The 14,114-nt window shown below is 66.9% G+C and carries 7 protein-coding genes; all 7 read left to right on the top strand.

The features are described from left to right. Positions 1-77 precede the first annotated feature (77 nt). The 7 genes from ASE26_RS01580 (at position 78) to ASE26_RS01610 (ending at position 14,114) form a co-directional block, all read left to right on the top strand. Positions 78-1,682, top strand: coding sequence for an HD family phosphohydrolase (locus ASE26_RS01580; protein ID WP_055931270.1), 1,605 nt, complete (start codon positions 78-80; stop codon positions 1,680-1,682). Further along, positions 1,682-3,937: a CHASE2 domain-containing protein gene (locus tag ASE26_RS01585; protein ID WP_200953806.1), complete on the top strand. Its 2,256-nt coding sequence runs from the start codon at positions 1,682-1,684 to the stop codon at positions 3,935-3,937. Before ASE26_RS01580 ends, ASE26_RS01585 begins: the two co-directional genes overlap by 1 nt. A 128-nt stretch (positions 3,938-4,065) precedes the next feature. Next, positions 4,066-4,689, top strand: a complete 624-nt coding sequence (locus ASE26_RS01590) for a hypothetical protein (protein WP_055931275.1) — start codon at positions 4,066-4,068, stop codon at positions 4,687-4,689. A gap of 132 nt (positions 4,690-4,821) precedes the next feature. After that, positions 4,822-6,405: a ShlB/FhaC/HecB family hemolysin secretion/activation protein gene (locus ASE26_RS01595; RefSeq protein WP_055931277.1), complete on the top strand. Its 1,584-nt coding sequence runs from the start codon at positions 4,822-4,824 to the stop codon at positions 6,403-6,405. 10 nt (positions 6,406-6,415) lie between these two features. Continuing rightward, positions 6,416-11,146 (top strand): filamentous hemagglutinin N-terminal domain-containing protein, encoded by a 4,731-nt coding sequence (locus ASE26_RS01600; protein ID WP_162259156.1) that lies wholly within the window; start codon positions 6,416-6,418, stop codon positions 11,144-11,146. After that, positions 11,115-11,867, top strand: coding sequence for a FecR domain-containing protein (locus tag ASE26_RS01605; RefSeq protein ID WP_055931283.1), 753 nt, complete (start codon positions 11,115-11,117; stop codon positions 11,865-11,867). The genes ASE26_RS01600 and ASE26_RS01605 overlap by 32 nt, the downstream gene beginning before the upstream one ends. 69 nt (positions 11,868-11,936) lie before the next feature. Then, positions 11,937-14,114 (top strand): cation-translocating P-type ATPase, encoded by a 2,178-nt coding sequence (locus tag ASE26_RS01610; RefSeq protein WP_200960788.1) that lies wholly within the window; start codon positions 11,937-11,939, stop codon positions 14,112-14,114.

Genomic DNA, 14,114 nt, shown 5'->3' on the forward strand with positions numbered 1-14,114 from the left:
AGAGTGATCATAGCGTTTTTTTGCCCGTTACAGGCAGATTCTTGTGTGCGCCGGCGCGGCAGGGATACACTTCAAGCATGGAAGACTTGACCCCGACCCAGCTTGCGGCGCGGCTGGAACAGCTCACCGAACTGAGCGTCGCCCTGGGCGACGGGCAGGATACCGGGGTACTGCTCGAGCGCATCCTGCTGGCGGCCAAGCACTTGACCCATGCCGATGGCGGCACCCTGTACCGCCCGGATGCCGGGCGCACCAAGCTCTTGTTCCATATCGCCGTCAACGATACGCTGGGCCTGCACCTGGGCGGCGGCAGCGGCGGCGCCATCGACATAGCGCCGGTGCCGCTGGTGGACGGGGCCGGCATGCCCAAGCTCGATTCGGTAGCCGCCTACGCGGCCAACCAGGGCCGCGCGGTAAACATCGACGATGTCTACCAGGCCGGCGAATTCAATTTCTCCGGCATGCGCCAGTTCGACCAGCGCTTTGGCTACCGCACGCGCTCGATCCTGACGGTGCCCCTGCGCGACCACGAAGGACAGCTATTGGGCGTGCTGCAGCTGGTCAACGCGGGCAATGCGGACGGCGTGTTCAGCGCCACCGACCAGCGCTTCATCGAGGCGCTGGCAGCGCAGGCGGCGGTGGCGCTGACCAAGCAGCAACTGGTGGCCCAGCTCGAGCAACTGCTGGAAGCGCTGGTCAACCTGATCAACATCGGCATCGACGAAAAGTCTCCGTATACCGGCCGCCACTGCCAGCTGGTGCCGGTATTGACCATGATGCTGGCCGATGCTGCGCATGCTGCCGAGAGCGGGCCTCTGGCCGCTTTCCGCCTGTCGGAAGGCGAGCGCAAGCAGCTATGGCTGGCCGGGCTGCTGCACGATTGCGGCAAGATCACCACGCCGGTGCACGTCGTGGACAAGGCGACCAAGCTGCAGACCATCTACGACCGTATCGGCTTGCTCGACACGCGCTATGAGGTGCTGCTGCGCGACGCCGAATTGCGCGCCTTGCGCGCCGAGCTCGATGGCGGCGACGGCCCGGCGCTGCAGGCGGCGCTGGCGGCGGAGCAGGAGCAGTTGCGCGCCGAGCGTGAGTTCCTGCGCCAGGCCAATATCGGCGGCGAGGGCATGGCGCCCGAAGCGCAGCAGCGCGTCAGCCGGATCGCCCGGCGGCGCTGGCGCGGCCCGGACGGTCAGGAGCAAGCCCTGCTCAGCGAGGAAGAGGTGGAAAACCTGACCATCCGTTTCGGCACCCTGACCGAGGCCGAGCGCAAAGTGATCAACAACCATATCGTGGTCACGGTGCGCATGCTCGAATCGCTGCCCTGGCCGCAGCACCTGCAGCACGTGCCGGAATACGCCGGCGGGCACCACGAGCGGATGGACGGCAAGGGCTATCCGCGCGGGCTGGTGCGCGAACAGATGTCGGTGCCGGCGCGCGTGATGGCGATCGCCGACATCTTCGAGGCCCTGACTGCGCGCGACCGGCCATACAAGAAGGGCAAGATGCTGTCCGAATCGCTCGACATCCTGGGCAAGTTCAGCCTGAACGGGCATATCGATCCCGACCTGTTCGATATCTTCATCCGCCGCAAGGTCTACCTGGAATTCGCACGGCAATACATGGACCCGCGCCAGGTCGACGCGGTCGACGAGTCGCGCATCCCCGGATACACGCCGTGATGCGCCGCCTGCTGCGACGCTACGGTGCGCGCTGGCTGCTGGGGCTTGCGCTCACGGCCCTGGCGCTGCTGCAGCTGGTGCAGTTGCTGCCGTCGGAATCGCTGGCGCGCATGGACAGCTTTTTCGCCGGCCTGCGCATGCGGCTCGAAGTGCCAGAGCTCGATCCGCGCATCGTCATCGTCGACATCGACGAGCGCAGCCTGGCCGAAGTGGGGCGCTTTCCCTGGAGCCGCGACAAGGTGGCGCGCCTGGTCGAACAACTGACCGGTCCTTACCAGGTGGCGGCGGTGGGCTTCGACATCTCCTTCCCCGAGCCCGACACCAGCTCCGGCTACGGCGTACTGGAACAATTGGCGCAGGGCGAATTGCGCCAGGTGCCGGGACTGGCGCGCGCGCTGGCCGGGCTGCAGCCGCAGCTCGATTACGACGGCCGGCTGGCCGCTGCCATGCGCGGCCAGCCGGTGGTGCTGGGTTACAGCCTGTCGGGCAGCCAGCGCAAGGGCGTGCTGCCGGCGCCTGCGTTCACGGTTGAGAGCCTGAACGGGCGCACGCTGGACGCCTACACGGCGCAAGGCTATGAAGCCAATATCGCGCCCTTGCAAGCGGCAGCGGCAGGCGCCGGCATCTTTACCGCGCTGGTCGACAGCGATGGCCTGGTGCGTTCCTCGGCCCTGCTGCAGCGCATCGGCGACGGTTACTACCCGACGCTGGCGCTGGCCACGGTGTCGGCAGCACTGGGTGGGCGCGCCATTGCGCCGTTGTGGCAGGGTAGTGTCGATACCTTGAGCGCGGCCGAGCGCCAGGGCGGCGGGCTGGATGCGATTGCCCTGTTCCATAGCGAAGGGAAGCTGCGCATCCCGGTCGGTGAAGGCTTGACCAATACCGTGCAGTTCCGCGGACGCGGCGGCCCGGCCGGCGGCGCTTTCCGCTATGTGGCGGCGGCCGACGTGCTGGCAGGGCGCGCCAAACCGGAACTGCTGGCCGGCACCATCGTGCTGGTCGGCACCAGCGCCCCTGGCTTGAACGATTTGCGCGCGACCCCGGTCAACGCCGAATACCCGGGGGTGGAAATCCACGCCAACCTGGTCAAGTCGATTCTGGACGACAGCTTCAAGCAGCGGCCCGACGTGGCCACGCAGATCGAAGTGCTGCAGGCGCTGGTGCTGGGCGGCGTGCTGGCGCTGGCGTTGCCGGTACTGGCGCCGGCCTGGGGCATCCTGCTGTCGCTGGCGGCGCTGGCCGGTACGGTGGCCCTGAACTTCCTGTTGTACCGCCGCTATGACGCGGTGCTGAACCTGGCCACCTTGCTGCTGCTGGCAATGGCGCTGTTCGTGCTGAACCTGGCCTGGGGTTATTTCTTCGAAGTGCGGCGCGGGCGCGCCCTGGTGTCGCGCTTCGGCGAATACGTGGCGCCGGAGCTGGTGGCGGAGATGGCGGAAGACCCGTCCCAATACAGCATGGAGGGCGCGAGCCGCGAGCTGAGCGTGATGTTCGTCGACGTGCGCGGCTTCACCACCATTGCCGAGGGCCTGTCGCCGCAGGAGCTGCGCGAGTACATCAACCGCTACCTGACTGCCATGTCGGAAGAAATCCGGGACCGCCACCGCGGCACCCTGGACAAATACATCGGCGATGCCGTGATGGCGTTCTGGGGTGCGCCGCTGGCCTGCAGCGACCATGCCGGGCGGGCAGTGGCGACGGCGTTGGCGATGCAAGCCACGGCGGCGCGCCTGAGCCTGGAATTCGAGCAGCGCGGCTGGCCTGCGCTGCGCATCGGCATCGGCATCAATAGCGGCCCGATGCACGTGGGCGACATGGGTTCGCGCATCCGCCGCGCCTATACGGTGATGGGCGACGCGGTGAACCTGGCTTCGCGGCTGGAGGGCATCACCAAGGTGTACGGGGCGGGCATCGTGGCGGGCGCTGCGACGCGGGCGGCGGCGCCTGAATTTGCCTGGCGCGAACTGGACCTGGTACGGGTCAAGGGCAAGCTGGAGCCGGTGGCCATCTTCGAGCCGCTGGGCCTGCAAGGCGAGCTCGATGCGGCGGGCCAGGCTGCACTGCAGCAATGGCAGCAGGCGCTGGCCCTGCTGCGCGCGCAGCAATGGCTGGCGGCCGAGGCATTGCTGGCGCCACTGGCTGCCGCATCGCCGCAAAACATGCTGTATGCGCTGTACCTGGAACGCATCGCCCGCTACCGGGAACAGCCGCCCGGACCAGGCTGGGACGGGGTCACAAATTTCGACAGCAAATAAGCAACACTCAACGGTGCGCGCCCGCGCGCAGGCGTAGAATGAAGCTGTGGTTGGGGCTTTTATGGCCTAAACTGAAGGTAACAAGAATTGCTCCTTTGCCAGGCAATCGCATGCCCGGGAGAACGATCATGAAGCCTAGCCTTGTGCCGATCCTGGCCCTTGCAGCCTGCACCGGAGCGCTTGCCGCGCCGCCCAGCCACGACCGTGACCGCGACCGCGACCGAAATGCGCCTGCCTTTGATTTTTCCGCCACCGCTTATCCGCAGTCGAACCTGCCCGGCCTGCCCGGCACCACCCCGACCACGCGCCTGGCGGCCACGCTGACACAGACCCTGCCGCGCGATTGGATGGTGCGCGCCAGCGTCAATACCCATTACACCCCAGGCGAAGTGTCGCTGCAGGACAGCCTGGCGCCCGCCGCGTCGACGGCCTTGCGCCTGATGGCCCACCGCGATGCGCTGCGGGACGGCGGCCTGGGCAGCAACGTCGAGCTGTATTCCCCGGATATCTGCCTGGGGGCCGGCCGCCATTGCCGTGCGTTGCTGTATTACGACCGCAATGCCCTGCGCTACAACCGTGCCACAAATGGCCAGTTACGCAGCCGTAACGTGGGCAGCGCCGGTATCGGCGTACGCATGAAGATCGACAGGAATTCCAGCATGCAGCTTGACCTTGGCCGCGTGGTACGTTCGGACATCATGCCGGACGATGCGCGAAGCCGCGTGACGCTGCGTTATGGCTATGCATGGTGAACGGGCCGACATCGCTCCACTGCAGGCAAAACACCACATTCCCGCGTCTCCCGAACTTCCTTGGCATTTGCAAGCCTCGACCTTTGCGCCTGCGCGCTGGGCCGGGGCTGTTGTTCATTCCCTTCCCCTGATATGAAAAAAATTCAACAGCGCCTTGCGTTTCTTGTTGCCGTCACATTGGCCGCTACGGCCCATGCCGCCAGCGATCCCGGCCCCGATCCTGGCATCGTACGTTTCGACATCGAGCGCTACGATGTGCGGGGCAACACCTTGCTGCCGCCGGACCAGGTGGCGCGGGTGCTGGCGCCATACACGGGCCCAGGGCGCGACTTCGGCGACGTACAGCAGGCGCTGGAGGCGCTGACGGCGGCCTACCAGGCAGCCGGCTACCGCCTGGTTGCGGTCACGCTGCCGGAACAGGAACTGGCGCGCGGGGCGGTGCGGCTGGAGGTGGTGCAGACCCGTATCGGGCAGGTCCTGGTGCGCGGCCAGCGCCATGTGGACGAGGCCAATGTGCGGCGTGCGCTGCCGCCGCTGCGCGCCGGCGAAGTGCCGAACCTGGAAGAAATTTCGGCAGCGCTCAAGCTGGCCAATGAGCATCCCGCCCGCCAGGTCACCATGAAGCTGCAAAGCGGCAGCCGCGAGGACGAGGTCGACGCCTTGCTGGAGGTGGCCGATGAACGGCAATGGAAGGCCATGCTCAATGTCGACAACAGCGGCACCGAGCAGACCGGCCGCGCCCATATCGGGTTCGGCCTGCAGCATGCCAACCTGTTCGGGCTGGACCACCTGGCCAGCCTGCAGTACACCACCTCGGCCGAAGAGCCGGGGCGGGTCAAGGTATACGGCCTGGGCTACCACATTCCGCTGTATCAACTGGGCGACACGCTCGACTTTTACGCCAGCTACTCGAACATCGATTCCGGCACGGTGGCGGTGGGCGCCTTCAGCGTGGCGGTCAGCGGCCAGGGCACGGTGTTTGGCGCGCGCTACAGCCATTACCTGCCGCGCCATCCCGGCTATGAAGGGAAGCTGCTGTTCGGCGCGGAATCCAAGGCGTTCCGCAACAGCGTGCTGCTGCTGGGACAGGAGCTCGGCAACAACGTCACTGTACGCCCGCTGAGCGTGGGTTACCTTGGCAGCTGGAGTGCGCCGCAAGGCGATGCCGGGCTGTCGCTGACGCTGCTGCGCAACCTGCCGGGCGGCAAGCGCGGCGGCCAGGACGACTTCAGCCGTGCGCGTGCCGGGGCGCCGGATGACTACACCATTGCGCGCGCGGGCGCCAGCATCAGCCGGCTGCTGCCCGGCGACTGGCAATGGCGCGCCATCGCCAACGTCCAGTACACCCCGGACGCGCTGGTGCCGGGCGAGCAGTTCGGCGCCGGCGGCGGCGCTTCGGTGCGCGGCTTGCCCGAACGCGAAATCGCCAACGACAAGGGCGCCAGCCTTAACCTGGAACTGTACACGCCCAACCTGTGCAACGAGCGCTGGCAATGCCGCTTGCTGGCCTTCCATGACCGTGCCCATGTGCGGCGCAATGATGCACTGCCGGGCGAACTGACGGCTGCCTCGGTGGCCAGCAGTGGTCTCGGCTTGCGCGTGCTGCTGGGCAGCCAGGCCAACCTGCAACTTGATTATGGGCACGTGGTGCAGGGCGGCCCAACCGGGCGCGACGGCAGCGGCAGGCTGCACCTGCGGCTCGGCCTTGCCTATTGAGGACATCGACATGGACTACAGCAAGCACAGCAAACTGCAGCGCAAGCTGCTTGGCCTGGCGGTCGCCTCCTGCTTCGGCGGCGCGCTGGCCAATCCCGTGGCGCCGCAAGTGGCGACCGGCCAGGCCAGCTTCAGCCAGCAGGGCAATGTCTTCACCGTCGCCAATACGCCCAACACCATCATCAACTGGCGCAGCTTTTCGATCGGCGCCGACGAAGTGACGCGTTTTGTGCAGCAGGGGGCCGGCAGCAAGGTGCTGAACCGGATCACCGGCCAGGATCCCAGCCGCATCCTGGGCAGCCTGCAGTCGAACGGCCAGGTCTACCTGCTCAACCCGAACGGCGTGCTGTTCGGGCAGGGCGCGCGCATTGACGTGCAGGGCCTGGTGGCGTCAAGCCTGGCGCTGTCCGATGCCGATTTTCTGGCCGGACGGCTGCACTTCAGCGGCGGAACAGGCGCCGGCAAGGTGGAGCACCAGGGGCAGATCAGCACCGGGCAAGGCGGCCTGGTCTACCTGGTGGCGCCGCAGGTGGAAAACAACGGCATTATCCATGCGCCCGGCGGCGCCGTGATGCTGGCGGCAGGCCATAGCGTACAACTGGTGGACGGCGCCAACCCGGCCCTGCAGGTCGTGGTGTCAGCGCCGGACGACCAGGCGCTGAACCTGGGCCAGGTGGTGGCGCAGGGCGGGCGCATTGGCATCTTCGGCGCGCTGGTCAACCAGCGCGGCACGGCCAGCGCCGACAGCGCGGTGCGCGGCGCGCAAGGGCAGGTCCTGCTGCGCGCCAGCGGCCGCACGATGGTCGAAGGCGGCAGCCGCACCACGGCGCGCGGCGGCGGCGAGGTTGCCGTGCTGGGGCCGCAAGTCGGCCTGCTGGGCGATGCGCGGGTGGACGCCAGCGGCGAGGAAGGCGGCGGCAGCGTGCTGGTGGGCGGCGACTACCGCGGCGCCAATGCGCAGCTGCCGAATGCGCGCCAGGTGTATGTCGGGAAGGACGTGGTGCTGGCGGCCGATGCCGGCGGCAGCGGCCAAGGCGGCAAGGTGATCGTCTGGGCCGACGACAGGGCCAGCGTGCAGGGCAGCATTTCGGCGCGCGGCGGGTCGCTGGGCGGCGATGGCGGCCTGGTGGAAACCTCGGCGCACCAGTTGGAACTGGGCGGCCTGCGCGTTGATGCGGGCGCGTCGCAAGGCCGGCGCGGCCGATGGCTGCTTGATCCCTTCGATATCGAAGTGAAGCTGGCGCCGGGCGTGCCGGCCACGCTGTCCGATGTCGCCAGCTTCTTCTCCGGGCCCTCCACCGGCGTGACGGAACTCGCCACCTCGCTGTTGAACGGGGCGACGGCCGATGTCACCTTGCAGGCGCGGCACGACATCACTTTTGTCGATCCGGTCGCGATTGGCGCGCCGGGTGTGGGATTGCTGGCCCAGGCCGGCAATCACATCATGGTCAAGGGCAAGCTGGCCACCAATGGCGGCATGCTGCGGCTGCAGGCCAATGACCCGGCATCCGGTGCCGCAACCGGCAGCGGCGCGGTGAAGCTGATGGCAGGTATCGAGACCGGCATGGGTGCCATCGAACTGAGCGGTGCGGAAATCGAGGTCGGCGCCGGTGTCTTGCTGGCGGGGCAGGAAATGCGCTGGAAGGCCGACAGCATGCGGATCGGCAGCGGCGCCCAGATACAGGCCGCCAACAGCGTTTCCCTCAACCCGTATGGCGCCAGCACGGAGATCAAGCTGGGCCAAACCAGCGATGGGACGCCCGGGGTGCTGAGCCTGGATGGTGCGGAGCTTTCATCCATCTTCACGCAAAACCTGAATATCGGCTTGGCCCAGTATGGGGGATTGCTCAGCGTGGAGGGCATGCTGGACCTGGCCGGCAGCAATGCCGGCAATGCCATGCTGACCCTGGCCAGCAGCGCTATTGCGGTGAACGGGGCACTGAAGCCGAGGTCCGGGCTTTACCTGCAGAGCGGCGGCGCCGTCAGCGGCAACGGGTCGATCTTCGCGCCGGTCCTGCTGATCAATGCCGGCTCGGTGGCGTTGAACGGTCCCAACCAGGTGATGGGCCTGGCGGCCTCGGCTTCCGGCGATATCAGTTTCAGCAATATCGGCAACCTGAACCTGACCTTTGGCAACGGCCAGGTCGGCGTGCAAACGCCCGGCAACGTGACCTTGAAGGCGGGCAGTTTGAACCAGGATCCCGGCACACCGGTGCGCGCCGCCAGCCTGACGCTGGACGGCAGCGGCCAGGTCAACCTGGCCAGTGGCGGCAACCTGGCAGGAAGCCTGCGGGCCGAAGGGGTAGGCAACCTGAACTATGTCGATGGCGGTACGCTCGAGGTGCTGGCACTGAGCCAGTCCGATGCCGTCAATAGCCTCGGATTTGGCAACCTGCGTGTGCGCGCCAGCGACCTGGTGGTCAACGGCGCGGTCAATGGCAATGGCAAACCGGTGCAGCTGGAGGGCGCCTCGCTGCGGCTGGCCCGGACTGCCGCGGTCAGCGGCGGCTCCATGCTGCTGCGTGCCACGAGCGGCAGCCTGGTCAGTGAAATCGGCTCCCAGCTCAGCGGGGGCGATATCGGCCTCGAGGCCAATGCGATGAGCCTGGCTGGCCAGGCAAATGCCGAGCACAGCATTCGTGTCTCCAGCATTGGCGGCGCCGCCATCCGGGTGGGCGGCACGCCGACCAGCGAGAGCGGCGGGCTGGTGCTGGGCAATGCCGACCTGGGCCGGCTGGTAGCGCCCAACCTGGTGATTGGGGGCTTCGCGTTCGACCCCAGCGGCAAACCCGTTTTCAATGCCGGCAATATCACGGCGGACCAGCTCGACCTCACCGGTTCTGCCGCGCTCACTTCGCTGGTACTGCAAACGGGCGGCAATGTGGACCTGCTGGGAACGGTCAAGCTGCCGGCCGCTGCCGGCTTGGGGGCCGAGGCGGGGGGCACGCTGACCAATAACGCCATGCTCACCGCGCAGAGCATTAAGGTGCGCGGCGGCTCCGTCGTCCTGACCGGAGCGGCCGGCAGCGGCATGGCGGCGGACATGATCGGGATCGATAGCTCGGGCACCATCGAGCTTGGCGGCAACGGCCCGACCGGCACGCCCACCACCTATCTGGGCGGCAGCGGCCTGGCGACACTGGCTACGCCGCGCCTGTTCATCACGGCCGCCAACGGCATGAAGGTGGGCGGGGCAGTCAGCATGCCGGGCCGGGAGCTGGAACTGGAAGCGCGCGCGGGGCTGCTGCAGGTGGCGGCGCCGCTGCAAGCCGATGTCGTGCACCTGAATGCGGATGCCATGGATTTCACAGCCGACGTGACGGCCAGCCTGGCCTCGCTGACGCCGGCCACCGCCGGCCACAGCATTACGATCGGTGCTTCCTGCGGCACGGCTTGCCTGTCGCTGACCCAGTTGAACAGGATTGCCGCTGCAACGGTCGGCATCGGCAACCGCGATGACGGCAGCGGCGAACCCATACCCGGTAGTACACCCGGCAGCAAACCCGGCACAAACGCGGGTACCACCAGCGCCGACACCGGCACCAGCAACAACTTTGGCGCGGGAGCCATCCACATTGGCGGCGCGGCCAACCTGAACCCGCTGACCACGCGCCTGGGCCTGCTCACCACCGCTGGCATCACGCAGGATACCGCCAATGCGGCCGCGGCCCTGAAGGTGCAGGAACTGGGCGTCGAAGCCAATGGCAATGTGCAGCTGGACCACAGCGGCAACCAGGTGGCGCATATCGCGGCCGTGGTCGGCTCCGGCAATTTCGACTTCCGCAGCGGGCAAGCACTGTCGGTAGTGCGGCTGCAAGGGGGTAGTTCGGCAAAGGGCAGCGGCTACGATATCAACGGCATCCAGGTTGCGGGGACGGCCACGCTGCATGCGGATGGCGCGCTGGCGACCGATGGGGCGGCCATCAAGGCCAACAAGCTGGTGGCGCGTTCGGGCGCCAATATCGGCGGCGCCGCGGCAGCGCTGCAGACCTTCGTGTCCGAGCTCGATGCCGAAAGCACGGCGACCAGTGGTAACGCAGCTATCGTCATCAGCAACAATGCCGGGGCGCCGGCACCGCTCACGATCCTGCAGTTGAAGCTCGCGCCCGGCAATGGCGGCGCGATCGCGCTCGATAATTACGGAGCCACGACGCTGGCTCCGGGCGCCCTGGTGAACAGCGACAGCGGCGATATCCGCTTGAGCGCGCACAGCCCTCTCAGCATTTACGGCAGTGTCCTGTCCACCTCGGGCGACATCCTGCTGGAGGCGGGCGATAGCGGCAGCGGCGGCGACAATTTGCTGATCGCCAGCGGCGCTTTGGTGAAAAGCAGCCAGGGCAACGTTTCGCTGCTTGCCGCTACCCAGGTCACGTATCCTCCCGGGAGCGTGCAGGCGCCGGGCGGCAGCATCGGGATCAACGGCGAGACCGTAAAGCCGCCGGCTACGCCGCCGACTTCGATCGACCAGTGCCAGCTGGATCCGACCTTGCCGGGCTGCCAACTGGTGTTGCCGCCGACGGAAGCGCAGCCTAGCAACCCGGTGCAGGCCGCCGTCAACCACACCATCCAGGTGATCAATAGCGCCAGCAACGGCGACACAGCCGGCCAGGCTTCAGTGGCCAGTGCGCCAGACCAGGGCAAGGAAAAAGCGAAGAAAGACGACAAGAGCGACAAACTGTCCCAGGAAAAAACCAGCGGAGCGAAACAGCATGAAGCCCCTGCAAAAATGTACTGCAACTAAGCTGGCCGGGCATGGCCTGGTACTGGCGTCGCTGTGGCTGGCTGCCGCGCTGGCGCTGGCAGCCCCCGTGGCCGGCACTGTGATCCAGTTGAATGGACCGCTGATGGCGCGCAAGGCCGACGGCACGGCAAAAGTCCTGTCGATCAAGTCGGAGGTCGAAAATGGCGATACGCTGGTGACGGAGAAAAGTACTTATGCCCTGGTGCGTTTTATCGACAATAGCGAAATCACTTTGCGGCCCGGCAGCACGCTGACTATTGAAAATTTCAGCTTCGATAGCGGCAAGCAGGAAGCGGACCGGGCCCAGTTCAACCTGGTCAAGGGCGGCTTGCGCTCCGTGTCCGGGCTGCTGGGCAAGCGCAGCAAGGAAAAGTTCGAGCTGAAGACACCGGCCGCCACCATCGGTATCCGCGGCACGCTGTTTGTGGCGGAAATTGTGGCGCCGGCCGGCAAACTGCCAGCGGCGCAGGCGCCACGCGCGCCCGGCCTGTACGTGCAGGTGCTGGATGGCATGATTCATCTCAACAACGGGGGCGGCAGCCTATCCTTCAATGCCGGACAGTTCGGTTTTACACCGGGCGCGGCGCTGCCTCCGGTGGTGCTGCCGCAGAACCCCGGCATGCAGTTCAATCCGCCGCCCATCTTCAATACCGCCGTGCCAGGCGGTAAAACCACGGCCAGCAACCAGGCGCCGCGCGCAGTCGACTGCGAAGTCCGGTAAAAAAGCGCTTGACCTTCCCATCATGGGATACTTGATACTGGTCGCCAGAGCATAGGCGAGGAGTATCCCATGAGTCAGTTCCAGCAAACCGTCCGTATTGAAGGCATGAGTTGCGCATCCTGCGTGCGCCGCGTCGAAAAAGCGCTGGCGACCGTGCCGGGCGTGGCGCATGCCGCCGTCAACCTGGCCACCGAGACAGCGCGTGTCGATTCCGATTCGCCGCTGGCGTTTGCCGCCCTGCAGCAGGCCATCGGCAAGGCCGGCTACACCGCCAGCGAACTGGCGGCGCCGGCCGCAGATTCCACGCCGAGCATTCCTGAAGGCCTGGCGGTGATTCTGTCCGCTGCGCTGTCGGTGCCCCTGGTGGTGCCGATGGTGGCGGAGTGGTTCGGCGTACACCTGATGATGCCTGCGTCGCTGCAATGGCTGCTGGCGACCCCGGTCCAATTCGTGTTCGGCGCGCGCTTCTATCGCGCGGGCTGGAAGGCAGTAAAAGCTCGTGCCGGCAATATGGACCTGCTGGTGGCGCTGGGCACCTCGGCGGCGTATGGCTTGAGCGTCTACCTGGCTTTGGCGCCGTCGCAGGGCATGGCGCACCTGTACTTCGAGGCGTCGGCGGTGGTGCTGACCCTGGTCTTGCTCGGGAAATGGCTGGAGGCGCGGGCCAAGCGGCAGACCGCTTCCGCCATCCGCGCTCTGCAGGACTTGCGGCCGGCGACTGCGCGCGTACGCCGCGAAGGCGAACCGGATGCCGATTTGCCGATTGGCCAGGTGCGGGTGGGCGATATCGTGGTGATCCGGGCCGGCGAACGCGTGGCGGTGGACGGCGAAGTGGTGGATGGGGCCAGCCACGTTGATGAATCGCTGATCACGGGCGAGAGCCTGCCCGTTGCCAAGCATGCCGGCGACCGCGTCACCGGTGGTGCGATCAATGGCGAGGGACTGCTGCTGGTTCGCACCGGCGCGACGGGCGCCGAGACCATGCTGTCGCGGATCATCCGCCTGGTGGAGGATGCGCAGTCGGCCAAGGCGCCGGTTCAGAAACTGGTCGATAAAGTGGCGGCGGTGTTTGTGCCGGTGGTGCTGGTGATCGCGGTGCTGACCTTTGGCGGCTGGTGGCTGGCAAGCGGGAGTGTCGAGCTGGCCGTGATCAATGCGGTGGTGGTGATGGTGATTGCCTGCCCGTGCGCGCTGGGCCTTGCCACGCCGGCCGCGATCATGGCGGGCACCGGCGTCGCGGCGCAGCATGGGATTCTGATCAAGGATGCCGAGGCGCTGGAGATGGCGCGCCAGGTCGATACCGTCGTCTTCGACAAGACCGGCACGCTCACGCAAGGCAAACCGGTGCTGGCGCAGCTGCTGCCGCACGGTATCCCGACCGCTCGGGCGCTGCAACTTGCCGCTGCAATCCAGCGCGGCAGCGAACATTCGCTGGCCCGCGCGGTGCTGGATGCCGACGCCGCAGCAGCCGGCGATGCGGCATCGCTTACCGCAAACGCGGTGACCACGCTGGCTGGGCGCGGCCTGGCGGCGACGGTCGAGGGGCTGGAACTGCTGCTGGGGAGCAGCCGGCTGATGGCGGAGCGGGACATCGACCTGGCGCCGCTGCAGCAGCGCGCGGGTGAGCTGGAAGCATCCGGCCACACGATTTCCTGGCTGGCCGACGCCGGCAGCAGGCAGTTGCTTGGCCTGCTGGCCTTTGCCGACCAGCCCAAGCAGCACGCGCGCGCCGCGGTCGAGCGCTTGCATGCCCGCGGCATCGCCACCGTCATGCTGACCGGCGACAACCAGGGTAGCGCGCGAGCGGTGGCGCAGGCACTGGGCATCGGCAGCGTGGAAGCGAACCTGCTGCCTGCCGATAAAACCGCCGTCATCGCCAGGCTGAAGGCGGAAGGCAAGCGTGTCGCCATGGTTGGCGATGGCATCAACGATGCACCGGCGCTGGCGGCGGCGCACGTGGGCATTGCCATGGCCACCGGTACCGACGTCGCCATGAATGCCGCAGGCATCACGCTGATGCGCGGCGAGCCGCTGCTGGTGGCGGATGCTTTTGATATTTCAAAACGCACCTTCAGCAAAATCCGCCAAAACCTGTTCTGGGCATTCATCTACAATGTGGCAGGGATTCCGCTGGCGGCGCTTGGCATGCTGAATCCTTTGCTGGCCGGCGCAGCGATGGCATTCAGTTCGGTCAGCGTGATCAGCAACGCCTTGCTGCTGCGCCGCTGGCAGCCTTCGAAGGAGTAA

The organism is Duganella sp. Root198D2 (assembly GCF_001428585.1).
Taxonomy (GTDB): domain Bacteria; phylum Pseudomonadota; class Gammaproteobacteria; order Burkholderiales; family Burkholderiaceae_D; genus Rugamonas.

Excerpts from the sequence above, each read along its gene's own strand:
- ASE26_RS01605 (WP_055931283.1), top strand. The coding sequence starts at position 11,115 with ATGAAGCCCCTGCAAAAATGTACTGCAACTAAGCTGGCCGGGCATGGC.
- ASE26_RS01600 (WP_162259156.1), top strand. The coding sequence starts at position 6,416 with ATGGACTACAGCAAGCACAGCAAACTGCAGCGCAAGCTGCTTGGCCTG.
- ASE26_RS01610 (WP_200960788.1), top strand. The coding sequence starts at position 11,937 with ATGAGTCAGTTCCAGCAAACCGTCCGTATTGAAGGCATGAGTTGCGCA.
- ASE26_RS01595 (WP_055931277.1), top strand. The coding sequence starts at position 4,822 with ATGAAAAAAATTCAACAGCGCCTTGCGTTTCTTGTTGCCGTCACATTG.
- ASE26_RS01580 (WP_055931270.1), top strand. The coding sequence starts at position 78 with ATGGAAGACTTGACCCCGACCCAGCTTGCGGCGCGGCTGGAACAGCTC.
- ASE26_RS01590 (WP_055931275.1), top strand. The coding sequence starts at position 4,066 with ATGAAGCCTAGCCTTGTGCCGATCCTGGCCCTTGCAGCCTGCACCGGA.
- ASE26_RS01585 (WP_200953806.1), top strand. The coding sequence starts at position 1,682 with ATGCGCCGCCTGCTGCGACGCTACGGTGCGCGCTGGCTGCTGGGGCTT.